Source organism: Providencia lanzhouensis (assembly GCF_050469745.1).
Classification (GTDB): Bacteria; Pseudomonadota; Gammaproteobacteria; order Enterobacterales; family Enterobacteriaceae; genus Providencia; species Providencia lanzhouensis.
The window spans coordinates 3498756-3517360 of the sequence record NZ_CP174123.1 but is presented as its reverse complement, the minus strand read 5'-3'; the positions used below and the strand labels follow the sequence as shown (position 1 = coordinate 3517360).

At 44.4% G+C, this 18605-nt stretch carries 14 protein-coding genes; 12 read left to right on the top strand and 2 right to left on the bottom strand.

Going from position 1 to position 18605, the window contains the following annotated elements; all coding sequences use genetic code 11:
* Positions 1–419 precede the first annotated feature (419 nt).
* The 7 genes from hutU (at position 420) to ACIH2S_RS16460 (ending at position 9749) form a co-directional block, all read left to right on the top strand.
* Positions 420–2087: a urocanate hydratase gene (gene hutU, locus ACIH2S_RS16490; RefSeq protein WP_036956025.1), complete on the top strand. Its 1668-nt coding sequence runs from the start codon at positions 420–422 to the stop codon at positions 2085–2087.
* Positions 2088–2144: 57 nt separating this feature from the next.
* Entirely contained in the window at positions 2145–3341 is a 1197-nt protein-coding gene (locus tag ACIH2S_RS16485) for a CaiB/BaiF CoA transferase family protein (RefSeq protein WP_036956026.1), read from the top strand.
* Complete coding sequence (locus ACIH2S_RS16480) at positions 3338–4474, top strand: acyl-CoA dehydrogenase family protein (RefSeq protein ID WP_036956029.1); 1137 nt, start codon at positions 3338–3340, stop codon at positions 4472–4474. The genes ACIH2S_RS16485 and ACIH2S_RS16480 overlap by 4 nt, the downstream gene beginning before the upstream one ends.
* Before the next feature lie 282 nt (positions 4475–4756).
* Complete coding sequence (locus tag ACIH2S_RS16475) at positions 4757–6196, top strand: purine-cytosine permease family protein (RefSeq protein WP_036956031.1); 1440 nt, start codon at positions 4757–4759, stop codon at positions 6194–6196.
* Between the two features lie 138 nt (positions 6197–6334).
* Entirely contained in the window at positions 6335–7090 is a 756-nt protein-coding gene (locus ACIH2S_RS16470; RefSeq protein ID WP_108478422.1) for an electron transfer flavoprotein subunit beta/FixA family protein, read from the top strand.
* Positions 7091–7104: 14 nt separating this feature from the next.
* Positions 7105–8055: an electron transfer flavoprotein subunit alpha/FixB family protein gene (locus ACIH2S_RS16465; protein WP_036956036.1), complete on the top strand. Its 951-nt coding sequence runs from the start codon at positions 7105–7107 to the stop codon at positions 8053–8055.
* Positions 8056–8066: 11 nt separating this feature from the next.
* Positions 8067–9749: an electron transfer flavoprotein-ubiquinone oxidoreductase gene (locus tag ACIH2S_RS16460; protein WP_036956038.1), complete on the top strand. Its 1683-nt coding sequence runs from the start codon at positions 8067–8069 to the stop codon at positions 9747–9749.
* A 168-nt stretch (positions 9750–9917) separates the two neighbouring features.
* Here ACIH2S_RS16460 and ACIH2S_RS16455 read toward each other — a convergent pair whose 3' ends face one another.
* Positions 9918–10631 (bottom strand): UTRA domain-containing protein, encoded by a 714-nt coding sequence (locus tag ACIH2S_RS16455; protein WP_036956041.1) that lies wholly within the window; start codon positions 10629–10631, stop codon positions 9918–9920.
* A gap of 431 nt (positions 10632–11062) precedes the next feature.
* Between ACIH2S_RS16455 and ACIH2S_RS16450 the strand changes: the two genes are divergently transcribed.
* Together ACIH2S_RS16450 and ACIH2S_RS16445 are read left to right on the top strand one after the other, a co-directional pair.
* Positions 11063–12166 carry a hypothetical protein gene (locus tag ACIH2S_RS16450; protein WP_231138121.1) on the top strand — a complete coding sequence of 368 codons (1104 nt, stop codon included), beginning with the start codon at positions 11063–11065 and terminating at the stop codon, positions 12164–12166.
* Positions 12166–13296: a hypothetical protein gene (locus ACIH2S_RS16445; RefSeq protein ID WP_108478425.1), complete on the top strand. Its 1131-nt coding sequence runs from the start codon at positions 12166–12168 to the stop codon at positions 13294–13296. The genes ACIH2S_RS16450 and ACIH2S_RS16445 overlap by 1 nt, the downstream gene beginning before the upstream one ends.
* 66 nt (positions 13297–13362) lie before the next feature.
* On the opposite strand, the gene ACIH2S_RS16440 is transcribed toward ACIH2S_RS16445, so the two are convergent.
* Positions 13363–14655, bottom strand: a complete 1293-nt coding sequence (locus ACIH2S_RS16440) for an MFS transporter (RefSeq protein WP_036956049.1) — start codon at positions 14653–14655, stop codon at positions 13363–13365.
* Positions 14656–14913: 258 nt separating this feature from the next.
* Here ACIH2S_RS16440 and ACIH2S_RS16435 point away from each other — a divergent pair, with 258 nt between their 5' ends.
* The 3 genes from ACIH2S_RS16435 (at position 14914) to ACIH2S_RS16425 (ending at position 18539) form a co-directional block, all read left to right on the top strand.
* Entirely contained in the window at positions 14914–15273 is a 360-nt protein-coding gene (locus ACIH2S_RS16435; RefSeq protein WP_108478426.1) for a YcgJ family protein, read from the top strand.
* A gap of 535 nt (positions 15274–15808) precedes the next feature.
* Positions 15809–17212 (top strand): tryptophanase, encoded by a 1404-nt coding sequence (locus ACIH2S_RS16430; RefSeq protein ID WP_036956054.1) that lies wholly within the window; start codon positions 15809–15811, stop codon positions 17210–17212.
* 79 nt (positions 17213–17291) lie between these two features.
* On the top strand, positions 17292–18539 hold the full coding sequence (locus tag ACIH2S_RS16425; RefSeq protein WP_036956056.1) for an aromatic amino acid transporter: 1248 nt from the start codon (positions 17292–17294) through the stop codon (positions 18537–18539).
* Positions 18540–18605: the final 66 nt, after the last annotated feature.

Genomic DNA, 18605 nt, shown 5'->3' with positions numbered 1-18605 from the left:
ACGCGTGTATCGCCTGTAACGGCTATCAGCTTAATGTGAGGCTTCTCCCATTTTTGTTATTTGCTTGTTTCTGCATAGAAAATCAAATGTATATACAAGTTTTTGTGTAGAAACAGCATCCTAGTTATTGTTGTCTAACTTTTCTCCACATCCCTTCTCCACTGTTGCGACAAAAATTCAAATTTCAATGTATATACTTTGTGAATTAAATGTATATATATTTAATTATCAACTAAGCAAACAGGGCAAAAAGATCATTTTTAATCGTTCTTTGTTTTTATTTAATGAATTGATTTAAATGTTAAATTCAAAGATTCCCACGGTGTGGGAATGATCTGTTAGCCACTAACTCAACAATGATAAATAACCGAAATTGTTAATTTTGCGTTAAACCAAGTGGATGGATAGGGGATAAAAGAATGTTAAACCGTACAGATTCAACGCGCGTGATCCGTGCCCCGCACGGTAGCCAAAAGAGCTGCAAAAGCTGGCTGACTGAAGCCGTCTACCGCATGATCCAAAATAACTTAGATCCAGATGTTGCTGAGCATCCGCAAAGCTTGGTGGTGTATGGTGGCATTGGACGTGCAGCCCGTGACTGGGAATGTTACGACAAGATTTTAGATGTCTTAAAAACCCTCGAAGACGATCAAACACTGCTGGTGCAATCCGGTAAACCAGTCGGAGTGTTCCCCACTCATGTAGACGCGCCACGCGTTTTAATTGCTAACTCAAACATTGTTCCTCACTGGGCAAATTGGGATCATTTCAACGAATTAGATCGCAAAGGCTTGATGATGTACGGGCAAATGACTGCCGGCTCATGGATCTACATCGGTTCACAAGGGATTGTACAGGGAACCTATGAAACCTTCGTTTCTCTGGCAAAACAGCATTTTAACGGCAACCCAGCAGGGCGTTGGATCCTAACTGGCGGCTTAGGCGGTATGGGGGGCGCACAGCCTTTAGCGGCCACCATGGCTGGCTTTAGCATGATTGCGGTTGAGTGCGATGAAAGCCGTATCGATTTCCGTTTAAGAACCCGTTACGTAGACAAAAAAGCGACTTCGCTAGATGAAGCGTTGGGCTATATCGAAGAAGCCAAAGCGAGTGGTAAGCCAGTCTCCGTGGGTTTATTAGGCAATGCGGCGGATGTATATAGCGAGTTAGTCAAACGCAATATCACGCCGGATTCAGTCACCGACCAAACTAGCGCCCATGACCCTGTACACGGTTATTTGCCACAAGGTTGGACATTAGCCCAGTGGCGCGACAAGCAACAAACTGCGCCAGCTGAAGTGACGAAAGCCGCGAAGAAAAGCATGGCAGTGCAGGTGGATGCCATGCTGCAAATGCAAAAACGTGGCTCGGCCGCGTTCGACTACGGCAACAATATTCGCCAGATGGCCAAAGATGAAGGCGTGAATAATGCCTTTGATTTCCCAGGATTTGTGCCTGCATATATTCGTCCGCTGTTCTGCGAAGGGATTGGTCCATTCCGTTGGGTGGCACTGTCGGGTGACCCAGAAGATATCTACAAAACCGACCAAAAAGTCAAAGAGCTGATCCCTGATGATAAACACCTTCATAACTGGCTGGATATGGCGCGCGAGCGTATTGCATTCCAAGGTTTACCGGCGCGTATTTGCTGGGTAGGACTGAAAGACAGGGAAAGATTGGGGCGCGCGTTTAACGAGATGGTGAAAAATGGGGAGCTAAAAGGCCCTGTCGTGATTGGGCGTGACCATCTTGATTCTGGCTCAGTTGCCAGCCCGCATCGTGAAACAGAATCCATGAAAGATGGTTCTGATGCCGTCTCTGACTGGCCATTACTTAATGCGCTGTTGAACACCGCAGGCGGGGCGACGTGGGTGAGCTTGCATCACGGCGGCGGCGTTGGAATGGGCTTCTCGCAACACGCTGGCGTGGTGATTGTGTGTGATGGTACCGATGCCGCAGACAAACGTCTTGCTCGTGTGCTGCACAACGACCCTGCAACTGGCGTCATGCGCCATGCGGATGCCGGTTATGACATCGCCATTAACTGTGCGAAGCAGCAAGGTCTTAACTTGCCAATGGTCAAGTAATGTCGAATGCCGGCTCTATGGAGTCGGCACCTTTTAGCCTCACATAAGGAATTCACGATGAATGCGGCAATGACTCAAAAACCACACGGACCGCTAGCTGGGATCAAAGTGATTGATTTAAGCCGTGTGCTCGCAGGGCCTTACTGCACGGGCATGATGGCAGACTTGGGCGCAGAAGTGATCAAAATCGAAGTGCCTGATCATGGTGATGATAGCCGTCATCTTGGTCCTTTTATTGACGGTGAAAGTGTTTATTACGGGCTGATCAATCGCGGAAAACGCAGCATTGAGTTAGATCTTAAAGACGATGGTGATCGTCAGATTTTATTTCAATTGATCAAAGAGAGTGATGTGGTGGTGGAAAACTTCCGCCCCGGAGTCACCAAGCGTCTTGGGATCGATTTCGACAGCGTTAAACAGCTTAATCCCAACATTATCTACGCCAGCATTTCAGGATTTGGGCAAAACAGCCCCCTTGCGAGCTACCCAGCTTATGACATTGTGGCACAGGCTATGTCTGGGTTGATGAGCGTGACAGGTTCCCCTGAGTCGGGTCCTACGCGCAGCGGTGAATCCATCGGGGATGTCTGTGCGGGCGTATTTGCCTCATGGGCGATTAGCAGCGCACTGTTTGCTCGCGAACGTCATGGTGAAGGTGCGCAATATTTGGATGTTGCCATGGTGGATGTGCTGCTCAGTATGCAGCTTACTGGACTATCTAATTTATTTGCCAATGGCAAGGCGCCAAGTTTAGTGGGTAATCGCCATCCTGTTTCAACGCCATTTGATACTTACCAAGCAAAAGATGGTTTGGTGGTGATTGCGATTGCCAGTGAAAAACTGTTCCAACGTTTCTGTGAATGTATGGGGAAACCGGAGTTATCCCAAGATGCGCGTTACTTGAGCGACCCAGTTCGTACGATCAATCAAGCGGCGCTACGTCAAGAAATTGAAAGCTGGACAGGAACAAAGCGTGTCGAGGAAGTGTGTGACTTATTGCTGAATGCCGGGGTTCCAGCCTCACCGATTCACAATTTACAGCAAGCAACGCAAAGCGAGCATGCCGAAGTTCGTCAGGTATTAACCCACTTAAATGATGGCGGTACCCCTCTGATTTCTCAGCCGGTTTTCTTTAATGGTGTGAAACCGAAAGTCACCCAAAGAGCCCCTGCTCTTGGGGAAGGCAATGAACGCTATAAATCGGCAGCTACTACCATAACCACAACAATAAAAAGCGCGGAGACGATGCAATGAGTTTTGATATTAATGAAACCGAATACGCCATTGTAGAGGCCGTTGAAAAAGTGTGTCGCGATATTCTGCAAGCGAACGCTCAACGTTATGACGAAGAAGAAATTTTCTGTGCGGAAAGCTTAACCGCACTGGGTGAAATGGGCTGCTGGGGAATTAACTTACCAGAGCAATACGGTGGTTTTGGCATTGGCAGTATTGCCATGAGCATGATTGTTGAAGCTGTGGCGGCTGCCTGCGCCTCGACATCATCCGCATTGACCGCCCATTTCTTAGCGACTGATTCTATCCTGATTGGCGGAACCGAAGAGCAAAAAAATTATTGGTTACCAAAAGCCGCAAGCGGTGAATTACTGGGTGCGTTTGGATTAACAGAGCCCGCCGCAGGTTCAAACCCCGCGGATATGCGCACGACAGCAACCCGTGAAAATGGCGGTTGGCGCATTCGCGGTAACAAACACTATATTACCAATGCCAAAGAAGCGGATTTTATTGTGCTGTACGCCAAAACAGATGTTGAAGCAGGTGCTCGTGGCATTAGCGCGTTTATGATCCCGAAAGGAACAGAAGGCGTGGCATTTTCTCACCCAGAAAAAACCATGGGGCTGCGTGGTAGCACTATCTATGAATTAGCACTCAACTGCTGGTTACCTGAATCGGCATTGCTGGGAGAAGAGGGCAAAGGGTTCCATACGGCGATGGAAGTGCTGGATAAAGGTCGTGTGGAAGTGGCGGCAACGTCATTGGGGATCGCTCGTGCAGCCATGGAAAGCACATTAGGCTGGGTGAAAGAGCGTCAAATTGGTAAGAAGCCGCTGGCGGCCTATCAAGGGACTCAATGGAAAATCGCCGATATGCATACACAGCTGGAAGCGGCACGAATGCTGACATGGAACGCGGCGGAGCTGCGAGATTCTGGGCAGCGCTTTAGTTTGCAATCTGCCACCGCAAAACTATTTGCGGCGGAATGCGCAGGTTTTGTGACGGATGCCGCGCTGCAACTGCATGGGGGGTATGGTTATATTCGCGATCTACCCCTAGAGCGCTATGTACGAGATGCTCGTATTTTGCGTATCTTTGAAGGGACGTCAGAAATTCAAAAAATCATTATTTCGCGCGCCGTTCTCGACGCTTAATTTTGATGAGTTCGACCCGATAGGTAAGACAGGACTTATCGGGGTTTTTCCAGCTATGAGTATCTAAGCAATAACAGGAGCACTACCCTGACAACAGGATCATGGACTTAAAAACACAACAACAATCAGGTTTAAGAATGTATTTCAATTATTAATGACGGGTAGATAAAACAATAACATACCTGCATCACGTCAAATGTCTGTGCTCACAACATAGAGAATTCATTGCTGACGACTAATTGGTCCATTCTTTAAGCCAGCCTTGCTTAAAGAGGAATTACCATGACAGTTTCCAACGATATCATCGGGCAAAAGCAGTCTCGCCAAGATAATGTTCCGCTTATCGAAGCACGTTCCATTGACTATATTCCTGAATCTGAGCGACACGGGACGTTGTCGAGCCAATTCACGCTGTGGTTTGGGGCTAACTTGCAAATCACCGCAATCGTCACCGGTGCCCTAGCGGTTGTGTTGGGGGGGGATGTATTTTGGTCGTTGATTGGCTTGTTTATCGGTCAATTATTGGGGGGCGCGGTTATGGCGCTCCATGCAGTACAAGGTCCGAAACTGGGTCTGCCGCAAATGATCTCCAGCCGCGTGCAATTTGGGGTTTATGGTGCCGTCATCCCGATTTTATTGGTCTGTATGATGTACGTCGGATTTTCTGCTAGTGGGACAGTATTAGCTGGGCAGGCGGTGGGGCAATTACTGAACGTCAGTGATTGGATGGGGATCGTGATTTTCGGGATTGTGATCATCGGTATCACTATCTGCGGTTACCGCATCATCCATATTCTCGGTAAAGTGGCGAGTGTCGTTGGCGTTATCGCCTTCTTCTATCTATTCTTCCGTCTGTTCTATATGAATGATGTTTCGGTGTTATTAGAGAATCGTCATTTCAGCTGGACGAATTTCCTATTAGCTATGTCGCTGTCGGCTTCTTGGCAGATTGCATTTGGTCCTTATGTGGCGGATTACTCCCGTTATTTACCGACCAAAACTCCAACCATCAAAGCATTTTTAGCCGTAGGTTCAGGGACAGTGATTGGGACTCAAGCCTCGATGATCCTAGGGGTGTTTGCGGCAGCGCTTGCTGGCAATCAATTTGCGGGTCATGAAGTTTCCTACATTGTTGGTTTAGGCAGCACGGGCTTAATTGCAGCGCTGCTGTATATCAGTATTTTCTTTGGCAAAGTGACGATTACGGCTCTGAATGCTTACGGTAGCTTTATGTCGATGGCAGCGATTTGGTGTGGTTTCCGTGGTAAGCATCAGATTTCCCGTGGTCAGCGTCTGTTCTTTATTATCCTTATGGTGAGCTTTTCGACGGCGTTAGGTCTGGCAGGGCAACATTCATTCTTAAAACTGTTCTCGGCTTTCTTGCTGTTTTTATTAGCGTTCTTTACGCCATGGAGTGCGATTAACTTAGTGGATTACTACTGGGTGACGAAAGGTCGCTACGATGTCCCGCAATTATCCAATCCGAATGGCCGTTATGGTCGCTGGAACAAAGTGGGGATCATCACCTATGTGGTTGGCGTATTGATCCAAATGCCATTTATTGCCACAGGTTTCTACACCGGACCTCTGGTTGATAGCTTGGGCGGCGTGGATATTTCGTGGATCGTCGGTTTAGTTGCCACCAGTATCATCTACTATGTCGCGGTAAAAATTTGGCCAATGTCAGTGGCGCCAAGCCTGATATTGCCAGAAACCAAATAAGGTTTATTTCTTAGGTAACATCTTAATTTTCCAACGATAAAAATAGTCAGTGATGGCGTCCTAGCAGTGAAAATATTCACTGCTATGGGCTCCCTCAACTCAAAAATAGCCGTAACAAAGTACGCGATAGGAGTAGTTATGAAAATTTTAGTCGCAGTAAAACGGGTGATTGACCATAACGTTAAAGTGCGGGTTAAAGCCGATGGCTCGGGAGTGGAGCTGACGAATGTCAAAATGGCGATGAACCCCTTTGATGAGATTGCGGTAGAAGAGGCGGTACGTTTAAAAGAAGCAGGCAAAGTCACTGAAGTGGTGGCGGTCTCCATCGGTGAAGCCACGGCGCAAGATACGCTGCGTAGTGCGATGGCAATTGGGGCTGACCGAGCCATTTTGATTCAAAAACCCACCGAGATGGCACTAGAGCCGCTGGATATTGCCCGCCTTTTACAGCAGGTGGTGAGTCAGGAGCAACCGGATTTAATTTTACTCGGCAAGCAAGCCATTGATGATGATTGCAACCAAACTGGGCAGATGCTTGCGGCACTATTGGGTTGCGCGCAAGCCACCTTTGCTTCGCACATTATAGTCGAGGGGGAGAAGCTGCAAGTCACTCGCGAAATCGATGGTGGCTTAGAAACCTTATCTATGGGATTGCCTGCGATTGTGACCACAGACTTGCGCTTAAATGAGCCTCGCTATGCCACATTACCTAACATCATGAAGGCAAAGAAAAAACCATTAGACATCATCGATATTTCTACACTGAATTTTAGCCCATTAGGGCAAGTAAAAATCGTCAACGTGACTGAGCCGAAAAAGCGTTCTGGGCAGTGCACCATGTTGAATGATGCCGCCACGTTAGTGACTGAACTGCAAGCTAAAGAAGTGATTTAACAGGGAGCCTGAACATGAGCCAATTATCCGTTTTAGTCGTTGTTGAGCACGATAACCAAACCATTAAATCTTCAACCTATAACAGCATAACGGCGGCACGCGAAATCATTGCACAGGGCGGAAGCCTGCATGTGCTGGTGGCGGGAAGCCAAGTGGCTGCGGTAGCACAATCCGCGGCATCCATTCTCGGCGTCGAAAAGGTCATAACCATCGATGCAGAACCGCTCAAAAATGCGCTGGCAGAATCAATGACAAGCGCGGTGGTTGCCGTGGCGCAGGGCTATAGCCACATTATCTTCCCAGCGACCACATTTGGTAAAAATATTGCCCCTCGCGTCGCTGCCACGCTGGGTGTTTCTCAGATATCGGATATTATCCAAGTGGTAGATGCACAAACATTTGTTCGCCCAATTTATGCTGGAAATGCATTGGCAACGGTGCAAAACAATGGCAATCAAGTGGTGATCACCGTACGTAGCTCGGCATTTTCAGGGACGACTGCGACCCAATCACCGGTGGTGATAGAACCCGTTTCTGTTACGCAGTTAACTCAACTTTCGGAGCTGACTAGCCAGTCATTAACCCAGATGAGCCGTGCGGAATTAAGCTCTGCCAAAGTGGTGATTTCGGGGGGACGCGGTTTAAGTTCCGGTGAGAATTTTGCTTTACTGGAAACCATTGCCGACAAACTAGGGGCTGCGGTGGGGGCTTCACGTGCGGCAGTGGATGCGGGGTATGTGCCAAATGATTATCAAGTAGGACAAACGGGCAAGATCGTCGCGCCAGATCTGTATATTGCGGTTGGGATCTCCGGTGCCATTCAACATATTGCGGGCATGAAAGAGAGCAAAGTGATCGTCGCGATTAATAGCGATCCTGAAGCACCTATTTTCCAAGTGGCTGACTACGGCATTGTGGGGGATCTGTTTGAGATCTTACCTGAATTCGATAAAGCGCTGGCGTAGGAGAGAGCAAAATGACTATCGACAATAGTGCGAATGTTTCGACGTCTTGTGCGCGAGAATCCATGGAGTTTGATGTCCTGATTGTCGGTGGTGGGCCCGCAGGATTATCGGCGGCAATTCGCATTAAACAACTCTCGTTACAAACAGACCGGGAGCTCAGCGTTTGCTTAATTGATAAAGGCGCCGAAGTCGGGGCGCATATTTTATCGGGGGCAGTGATCGACCCCCGAGGACTGAATGAGTTATTACCCGACTGGCAGCAAACCGTTTCTGCTTCGCTCACCTCCGTCAGTGAAGATCGTTTTTTATGGCTCAAAGAAAATAAAACCAGCAAGTTGCCATTATCTTTGTTACCTACTTGCCTGAAAAACCAAGGTAATGTGATTGGTAGCCTTGGGCAAGTCAGCGCAGCACTTGCAGCGGAAGCGGAGCAACTCGGTGTCGATATTTTCCCAGGGTTTGCGGCTACCGAAATCCTTTTTGATGATGCAGGACAGGTTATTGGCGTCACCACTGGCGACATGGGGCTAGACAAACAGGGCAACCCAACGGCTTTGTATCAAGCAGGTATGAATCTGTTAGCCAAAATGACTTTCTTTGCGGAAGGATGCCGAGGGCAACTGGGTAAACAGTTAATTGCCCGCTTCGATTTAGCGGCAAACCGCGGTAAACAGACTTATGGACTGGGTCTCAAAGAAATTTGGCAAATTCCCAAAGAGCAACATCAAGCGGGGCTAGTGGTACATTCAATCGGTTGGCCGCTGGATAACCAAACCTATGGGGGCGGATTTGCTTACCACTATGGAGAAAACTTGGTCGCGGTGGGGCTGGTGGTAGGGCTAAATTATGAGAATCCTTATTTATCCCCATTCGATGAATTCCAGCGCTTGAAAACCCATCCTGCCTTCAGTGCTTTTTTGCAAGGGGGGGAGCGCGTGAGTTATGGGGCGCGTACCATGGTGGCGGGGGGCTTACCCGCATTACCAGAGTTAAGCTTCCCTGGCGGTGCCTTAATTGGGGATGATGCGGGCTTTTTGAATGCAGCACGTATTAAAGGCAGCCACTGTGCGGTGAAAAGCGGCATGTTAGCGGCAGAGGCTTTATTTGAATCGTTCGCCGAAGATGTCGTCGATTATGTGGAATTTACCCGTCAATTTCAGCAAAAATTCGAACAAAGCTGGTTGTATGACGAGCTTTATCAGACCCGTAATTTCAAGCCGTATATGAAAAAAGGATTAGTTATGGGGTCGTTGATGTTCGGAGCAGAGCAATGGTTATTAAAGGGGCGTAGCCCTTGGACACTGAAGCTCAAACTGGATGACCACCAAGGGCTTAAACCTGCCAGTGAATTTCAGCCGATCCACTACCCAAAACCGGATGGCAAGTTGTCATTTGATAAACCTTCATCGGTGTTTTTATCCAATACAAACCATGCGGAAGAGCAGCCTTGCCACTTACGTTTAAAAGATAATGAAATTCCTATTCGCGTGAATTTATCCACTTATGCTTCACCGGAAACGCGATATTGCCCTGCGGGGGTGTACGAAATAGTGAGTGAGCAGATGCAGGAGAAACTGCAAATAAATGCACAGAACTGCCTGCATTGCAAAGCGTGTGATATTAAAGATCCTCTGCAAAATATTACGTGGACAGCACCTCAAGGGGGAGAAGGACCTATTTATCAAGGTATGTAGTTTATTGTGACGATATCGTTTGTTGTGATGTTGATGTGTTGATACCTGACGTAATGTCTGTGATGTGGAGATTATCGAACGGTATTTTAGTTGTTTATCAGTCGTTTTGGGGCCAGAGTGCCCCATTTTTTATGCTTGTTATATTTTATGACGGCTTAGCGCTGAAGATTAATTCTCAATGCGGGAATGTAATTTCAATTTATAGCGTGAGCCTGCGCTGATCATATTGACGTAGCTGATCAACGTGTTACCCGTCCATGTGCGGCGACTTAGCTGCAAACAAGGAGCATGTTCTTTGATGGATAAAGCCTGAGCGATAGGCTTATTGGCTAAAATTGCTTCAATGGTGTGCTCCATTTCACTAACAGGGAAATGGCGCTGTAAATAGCCGCTTGGGGTTTCACTATTGCCAAAATGCTGCTGAACAAATTCAGGGGCAATCCCATGATTTACATAGCGTTCTTCTAGCATCAGCGGAATGTCATTTTCAAAATGTAGCATTTTGCAGTAGCCAATATCGCTGCCTTCTGTGACACCAAGTTGTAGGGCAATTTCTGCGGTGGCAGGGATGATTTTTAGCTGTAACTGGTGACCAGCATATTTATTCCCACTAACTGAAATTTCATCAAAAATATCAAAGGCTTTAGTGACGGGAAGCTCATGCTTTTGAGTGGCGACAAAAGTCCCTTTTCCTGCAATCCGATTTAAGATGCCTTTTTGACTGAGTTCAGAAATCGCTTTATTTACCGTCATACGGCTAACATTAAACTGGGCACATAACTCAAGTTCAGTGGGGATCTGAGTTTCAGGTTTGAAAATCCCTAAATCAATACTCCGCAGAATGTAAGATTGAATTTGCTTGTAGGCCGGTTTTGATGTCATCGCGTTTATTCAAATTTGTGGTTAACGGTAGGGATAAAATAACGGTTTCTTGGGATGTAATGTATTCAAAATAACTCATCTGCGCCAGTCTAGCAGTAATTATTTCCTTTACTAGAGCCTGGTTGCATTTTAAGAGTAAAACAGGCATTTATCAGCTTTTAACTGATATAGCTTTGAATCTGTAATTATCTGAATTGTTCTATTATAGGGTAAGTTTAACTAGGGCAATATACCTTTATTTATTATCATAATGTTAAATTAACTATAACAAATAGGCATCATTGATGGGTGTTCAATATTTTCACGTTAAGCTAATTCAGTGCGATTATAAACAGGTTTCACCTGAGGGCATGGTGAGGCTAATAACTTCGGATAAGGTGTTTTTTTTCAATGCTGAAGATTTTGAAAACAGCCAAATATTTTTGGAACGATTGAATAAAGACGATACGTTGATTATTTCTGCTGAACAACTGAATGATGGGAGCTATTGGCTTAATTGGGTGTATCACCCAGAACATGGACGTTTGGAACCCGATAGAAACCTTAAATTCGACAAAGGGTTAGTAAAGCAATACCTGCTATCATTTGGACTTGCTGCACTTTTTATCCCCGCGTTTTTTTGCGTGTTTAATGATGAAGAGAGTACATGGTTAATTGTTTTAGGGTCATTATTAGGCATGGCGGCTTTTGTGGGTGCCGTTCTGTTGTCGATGTGTATTTCACAAACCTTCACTATTTTTAGCCGAAAACGAAAAACCATCTTACGCGCATTAGATTTAGTCATAGTGGGCAAGTTTCAGGTAATTTCTGGCGAAAATCTGATTCAGATTGAGGGAATTAAAAACCCGAAATTCAAACCGCTCAAAATAGATTCTCGAAAGCAAAAGCCTATCCCTGAAACATCATTACAGGTGACAAAAGGCAAAGTAAATATTAAGAGTATCAAGACGATTGAATATTATTATCGCGGGGGAACATACACCCGCAATGAAATAGAGCTTCAAGTGAATAAAAGCCATTTGAACCTCAAGTTAGATGGCTCAAAACCTTTCTTTAATAACCACAGCTTTTTTCTCGCTCAAGGAGATGAGGTAGAAGTCTATCACTCCAAAGTTGAAGATGGTTTTCCCGAGAGCGTCGTATTTGGCCTATATAACCACCAAGATAATTTAGCTTATACGCTGTCTGCTCGAGGTATGGCGCAAGAACGTGGTCTGTATCTGGCGTTGTGGGGGATCACGGGCATTATCTTGGCGCTATTCTTGGCGATTTTTGGCGCGACAGCAATTAGCGATGTTGTCGACAGGGGAAATCACTGGGATTATTGGGATTGGCTGTATTTACTCGATAATGACCTGATATTCATTGGTTTTGCCAGCTCGATAACCCTGGGTATCTGTTTCTTAATTGCCCTTGGTATGGCGGCGTATTATCGGTTTTCGAAACGGGGTAATGGCTATTACCAAACCCAAGCTGTCCTGAGCGCATTACGACGCCAACAAGGTAAAGATACTTATGTCATGGAGGTTCGTTAATGAATCCATTTCTAAGTTGGCGTTTTCTGGTGACGGGTGCCGTTTTCTTGGTGTGTTTAGGATCAACACTGATACTGGTATTTGGTGGAAATGATACGTCATGGCAGTGGAAAGAGAACAGCCAAGAGAGCAATGCTTATATTGCGGATTATGATTACGCCAAAACGTATCCTGCGAAAGACGGCACACTGATTATTGCGCAGAAAAATGGTCGTTCATCCTACTATTACAACCGGTCAGATTTGTTCTCGCCTGAACAGGAAGATAGTTATCAGGTGTTATTTGCCAATAAAGATGGCGTGCGTTTTATCACACAATTTAGCGACAGTTTTTATAACGCGGTGTGTGAAGAGTCTCAGTGCCTTTTAATGGTGCGCGATGGGTATCGAATTGTGAACTTAGCGGGTAATTCGATTACGCCTCTAACGCCTTGGAAAGATGGGTATGGTGAATACATTTATGCGGCAATTACCGGGAAAATGTACCAAAGTGGTCAGGGGGAACCTTATGTCCTGATCGACAACCAAAAGATCTTCACCAGCGCGGATAAAGGGCTTACGTGGCAATATTTAATGGATCCTCGCGAGCTTGTGAAGCGTTTTTATCCTGAAGAAATCGCGGATAATTCGACATTTTCTTATGCGGTTCATGATGGCAATGTGATTGTGTGGTACAGCTACGGTAACGAAATGGGGTCTCTTGAAGTGGTGGTGAACATCGTACAGAACAACGTGGTGAGCCATCGATGGTTGCCTATTCGTATTAATGAGGCGGTTCAGAATCAGAATGGGGATATTTATTTGGCGGCTCAGGAGCCTTCCCGCCGATTATTTTCCCTTTATCAGTATCAAGGTGGCAATTTTAAGCTGATCAAAGAAGCGGGTTATAACCATCTGCAAGATATGGTTATCTGGGGTGATGGCTTGCTGGTGATGGAATCAGCGAGAAGCGGGCAGAAATGTTTGATCCTTGATTTTACCAGCAATCAATTGCACCGCCGTTCAGAGTTAGAGTGGTATCAAAAATTATATATTCCTGAATTACGTGGATTCATCGAATTATCAAGTAATTACACTGATTCACCAGAGTTAACCGCGGGCGAGAAGGTGCATTATCGTCTCGCGTATTAATTTCAAAGTATTAGTTTCAAAATAGAATAGGGGCGATATGCCCCTATTTGCTAACTACTCGGTTATCTATGGGCGTTTTCGTGGTAGTAAAATCACGGCTGTTGCTGCTATCACTGCCACTACCGAAAAGGCGATAAAGTTCCAGCTGGTCGCTATCCCCAAACTGGCGATATACGCGCCAAACATAGGCCCTGTCATCGCACCAATTCGAGAGAAACTTAATGCCCAGCCGGTCGCTGAAGCGCGGGCTTTTGATGGGTAATAATTGGCGATGTAGCCTGTTAAAATCAGCGCTGCGGAAATACTGCCGACCCCAGCAAATGCTACAAGTAAATAGTTAATATAGATATTTTGTTTGAAAACCATGCAGCCAATGCCTATTGCGCCGAGCAAGAAGAAAAAGGCAACCGAACCGCGAACGCCGCGTTTATCTGCAATTTTTCCTAAAAATAAGCCCCCCAATGCGGATGCTAAGCTAAATACCACAAGGAAAGTTAGGCTGGAACCTAAGTTATAGCCTTCTTTGCGCATAATCGACGGTAGCCACGTATTTAAGCCATACACCAGCAACATGCCGCAAAATAGCGCTATCCAGAAACATGCGGTTGCGCGCAAATGTGTCCACGCAAAAACTACGGAGACTATCTCTTTTAAACGTTGAGGTTGCTGTTTTTGCTGTGCGGGTGGTGCTTGATATTCAACCTCTAATTTCTGCGCCAGAGATTGTGCTTCGGTGTGGCGCCCTTTGTGGGTCAGAAATTCAAGGGATTCAGGCAAGATGCGTGCCATTGGCCAAATTAACAAAAGCGGTAATGCGCCAAAGCCAATCACACTGCGCCATCCAAATTGTTCTAGCAACCACATGGCGACCAGTGCTGCGCTGAGGATCCCCAATGAGTAACCGGAATACATAATGCCATAGTTAAAAGAACGTTTTTCAGCAGGAGAATATTCGATGGTTAACGCAGCTGCGACGGGAATAACACCCCCGAGTCCAATGCCACCAATAAAACGCATTAGCCCAAACATCCAAGGTGTTGGGGCAAGGGCAGCGGCAAGCATCGTCAATGAAAAGAGTGTGACGCAGGCTAAAAGCATACGGCGGCGTCCGTAAAGTTCACTCAGCGTACCGATAATAAATGCCCCAAAAAACATTCCGACTAAAGCGTAGCTACTGAGAGCGCCAAGTTCTAAAGGGGTGAGGTTCCACTGTTTATATTCTGCGAGAGTGGGAAGAACAGCGCCCATCACGCCAACATCATAGCCTTCAAATAGAATGCTCATCCAGCAGATAAATAACACTTTCGAGGTGGTTTTTGTGGTGCCAAAAGATTTAATCGCGACTGTCTCTGTTGTCATACATCACTCTCTTATGGGGTGCTTTGTTGGGTTGAATGCAGAGTTGCAGGTATTTTTATTATTTAAATTGCCGCTTATACACTCATCTTTTCTGCAATAAATAACAATTGAAAGTGTTAATGAAAAGTTAAAATCATGCACTAAGTGGATAGAGTTAGCAGTAAACATGAAATAGTGATGACGTCTGGGAATTTATCCACAAAATAAAACTCTAATGTGATATTGCAGTTGTGTTATTACTCAAAAAAAAGGCGTTATATGAACTTAAAAGCAGTGTGTCTCGTAGGGTTTGCGATCGCAGCATTGCCAATGTTGGCGTCAGCACAATCAACTTCAGCATTAAAATCCCCAGAAAAGAATGTGTTATGCGATAAATATGTGTGCGTTAGCGCCAAAGAGGGCGTTTCTGTTGCACTAACGAAAAAATACCTAGGTGATAAACGAGCGAAAGCGATTGAGCAAGGTGGCGATTTTGATAAAACAGCCATGACGTTTGCCAATGGAATTTTCTGCGATATTAACGAGCAAAAATGCCATGTGGACCGTTACTTTGAGGCGGATGGTAAGCGAAGCGCAGAGTCCAAAGAATACACTCAAAAACTGTTTGGAAAACAATAGTTATATTTAGATTGTTAAAATCCTTACTAAAAGTAAAGCCTTTGTATAAGGCTTTACTTAATTAAAATAGATTTGACTTTAAATGACGTTTTTAACGTTAAAAAATTAAGTTTAATATTACTATCTATTATTTAATTATAAAATAACCTCAATTTATTAACGTTTGTTTAATAGTGATTAAAATAAATAATATTGTGACCATAGTCATAGTGCGGAGTAGGATTTAAAGCTTTTTGTGATGCGGATACAAATAATAGACAATTGCTATTATATTTATCTAAGAATTGTTATATACCATACTCAAGGTTGTACTAATTCCTTGCTAATGGGAGCCATAGTATGTTTCTTCTAAGTGAGTTGTTAATGTCGAGGCGCTTCTTCTATTTGAAGAAATGGTTCAATATTGATATTTCTTTAGCCTTTTTCTTTCCGCAAAAATAACCTTTCTTTTTTCTCTCTCTCAAGATTTATTCGCTTATTTTTATAAGTTCGAATTTCTGTTTTTATTATTTAATGAAAAATTAAAGGTATTATCATGGCTAAAAGAATCGTAGAACCGTTCCGTATTAAAATGGTAGAAAATATCCGTATTCCATCAAGAGAAGAACGCGAAGCGGCATTAAAAGAGGCGGGTTATAACCCATTCTTGTTACCGAGTAGTGCTGTATATATTGACCTGTTAACGGACTCCGGTACTAACGCAATGAGCGACCACCAATGGGCAGCGATGATCACGGGTGATGAAGCGTACGCGGGTTCTCGTAACTATTATGATTTAAAAGATAAAGTTAAAGAGATGTTTGACTACGACTATGTTATTCCTGCTCACCAAGGTCGTGGTGCTGAGAACATGTTATTCCCTGTTTTACTGAAAGTGAAACAAGAACAAGGCGGCGCGAAAAAGCCGGTATTTATTTCTAACTTCCACTTTGATACTACTGCTGCTCACGTTGAATTAAATGGCTGTAAAGCGATTAACATTGTTACCGAAAAAGCCTATGACTCAGAAACTTATGATGATTGGAAAGGTAATTTCGATATTCAAAAATTAAAAGATAATATTGCAAAACATGGTGCTGAAAACGTGGTAGCAATTGTTTCTACCATTACCTGTAACAGTGCGGGTGGTCAGCCAGTTGCGATGGATAACTTGAAAGAAGTTTATGAAATCGCAAAACAGCATAATATCTTTGTGGTAATGGACTCTGCACGTTTCTGTGAAAACGCATATTTCATCAAAGAGCGTGATCCAAAATATAAAAATTCCACAATTAAAGAAATCATTCTGGATATGTATAAATATGCTGATGCGCTCACTATGTCAGCGAAAAAAGACCCACTGTTAAACATTGGTGGTCTGGTCTGTATTAAGAATGACGAGAAAATCTTTACGTTGGCAAGACAGCGCTGCGTACCAATGGAAGGCTTCGTGACCTACGGTGGTTTAGCGGGTCGTGATATGGCGGCAATGGTACAAGGCTTAGAAGAAGGGGCTGGGGAAGATTACCTGCATTATCGTATCGGTCAAGTGAAATATCTGGGTGACCGTTTACGTGAAGGCGGTATTCCAATTCAGTATCCTACTGGTGGACACGCTGTATTCGTGGACTGTAAAAAACTGGTTCCACAGATCCCAGGTGACCAATTCCCTGCGCAAGCTGTGATTAACGCGCTGTATTTAGAGTCAGGTGTTCGTGCTGTTGAAATTGGTTCATTCCTATTAGGTCGTGATCCTGAAACGGGCAAACAAAAACATGCTGATATGGAATTCATGCGTTTAACTATCGCACGACGTGTTTATACCAACGACCATATGGATTACATTGCAGATGCTCTGATTGGCTTGAAAGATAAATTCGCAACGCTGAAAGGTTTAGATTTCGAATATGAGCCACCAGTATTAAGACACTTCACTGCAAGATTAAAACCTATCAAATAATAGGTAGTTCTGTAATAGGCAGCTCTGCGGGTTCCCGTGCAATGCGGGAACCTTATCCCTTATTTTTAAGGTGACCAACATGAACAATTCGGCAGCCAAGAAAGAACCCTCCATAATGGTAGGGGGTTTTGTGCTAGGCGGAGCCATGATCGGGGCAGGTATGTTTAGCTTGCCAACAATTATGGCTGGGGCTTGGTTTATTAACTCGATTGTAATATTACTGATTGTTTGTTTCTTTATGTTTCACTCAGGGATCTATATTTTAGAATGTATATCCAAATATGGAGCCGGCACTAACTATTTTTATATCTCTAAAGAATTATTACCTAAATGGGCCTGCTATATTGCCAATGCAGCATTAATATTTGTTTTATATATATTGATATATGCTTATATTTCTGCAGCCGGATCCGTTATCAAAGAAGCGTCGGCAATATATGGATTTGATGTTAACTTAAGAGTGATATTTGTTGTCTTCACTTTACTGTTGGGCGCAAGTATTTGGTGGAGTGGTATTGCTGCAAGTCGATTAACATCATTATTTTTATTTATTAAAATTGTTTTATTTATTCTCGCTTTTTCAGGGTTATTCTTAATTGTAAAAACTGATTTATTATTAACATCTCCAGTGGGAGATAGTCAGTTATCTTTACTACCATTTGTCTTTATTATTATTCCTTATGCCATTACTTCGTTTGGTTATCACGGTAACGTCTGTAGTTTGTATAAGCTGTATCATGAAAATGAACGTAAAGTGGTTAAAAGTTGTGTGATTGGTTGTGTACTGGCTTTAATACTCTATTTCCTTTGGATATTAGGCACCATGGGAAATTTACCTCGAACAGAATTCCTCACCATAATTAATAAAGGCGGAAACCTCGATGCGTTTATTGAGTCACTGTATGCAGTATTAAGTAGCCCACATATTGCGACGTTCTTATTATGGTTCTCGATTAGTGCTGTATTTTGTTCATTCTTAGGGGTTGCGATTGGTTTATTCGACTACATTCTGGCGTCACTAAACTTTAATGATAACTCTTCAGGCAGAATGAAAGCAGCACTGTTATGTTTTATACCTCCTCTAGTTTTATGCATGTTATTCCCAAATGGCTTCTTAATTGCGATTGCTTATGCGGGGATGGCGGCGTGTATCTGGGCAATTATTTGCCCGGCAGTCATGGCATTAAAAGTGAGAGAGCGTTTCCCTAACTCGACCTTTAAAGTGTGGGGAGGCAAAGGGCTAATCTATGCAGTTATAGCCTTTGGTGTTGTTGGTATTATTTGTCAGTTGTTAGCGCAGTTTAATGTATTACCGATATACCGTTAATTTTTCAAATTAAGATGCAGTAATCACTGCCAAAGGTACAGCGAGGGTTTGCTGTACCTTTTTTAT

Excerpts from the sequence above, each read along its gene's own strand:
- hutU (WP_036956025.1), top strand. The coding sequence starts at position 420 with ATGTTAAACCGTACAGATTCAACGCGCGTGATCCGTGCCCCGCACGGT.
- ACIH2S_RS16485 (WP_036956026.1), top strand. The coding sequence starts at position 2,145 with ATGAATGCGGCAATGACTCAAAAACCACACGGACCGCTAGCTGGGATC.
- ACIH2S_RS16480 (WP_036956029.1), top strand. The coding sequence starts at position 3,338 with ATGAGTTTTGATATTAATGAAACCGAATACGCCATTGTAGAGGCCGTT.
- ACIH2S_RS16475 (WP_036956031.1), top strand. The coding sequence starts at position 4,757 with ATGACAGTTTCCAACGATATCATCGGGCAAAAGCAGTCTCGCCAAGAT.
- ACIH2S_RS16470 (WP_108478422.1), top strand. The coding sequence starts at position 6,335 with ATGAAAATTTTAGTCGCAGTAAAACGGGTGATTGACCATAACGTTAAA.
- ACIH2S_RS16465 (WP_036956036.1), top strand. The coding sequence starts at position 7,105 with ATGAGCCAATTATCCGTTTTAGTCGTTGTTGAGCACGATAACCAAACC.
- ACIH2S_RS16460 (WP_036956038.1), top strand. The coding sequence starts at position 8,067 with ATGACTATCGACAATAGTGCGAATGTTTCGACGTCTTGTGCGCGAGAA.
- ACIH2S_RS16455 (WP_036956041.1), bottom strand. The coding sequence starts at position 10,631 with ATGACATCAAAACCGGCCTACAAGCAAATTCAATCTTACATTCTGCGG.
- ACIH2S_RS16445 (WP_108478425.1), top strand. The coding sequence starts at position 12,166 with ATGAATCCATTTCTAAGTTGGCGTTTTCTGGTGACGGGTGCCGTTTTC.
- ACIH2S_RS16440 (WP_036956049.1), bottom strand. The coding sequence starts at position 14,655 with ATGACAACAGAGACAGTCGCGATTAAATCTTTTGGCACCACAAAAACC.
- ACIH2S_RS16435 (WP_108478426.1), top strand. The coding sequence starts at position 14,914 with ATGAACTTAAAAGCAGTGTGTCTCGTAGGGTTTGCGATCGCAGCATTG.
- ACIH2S_RS16430 (WP_036956054.1), top strand. The coding sequence starts at position 15,809 with ATGGCTAAAAGAATCGTAGAACCGTTCCGTATTAAAATGGTAGAAAAT.
- ACIH2S_RS16425 (WP_036956056.1), top strand. The coding sequence starts at position 17,292 with ATGAACAATTCGGCAGCCAAGAAAGAACCCTCCATAATGGTAGGGGGT.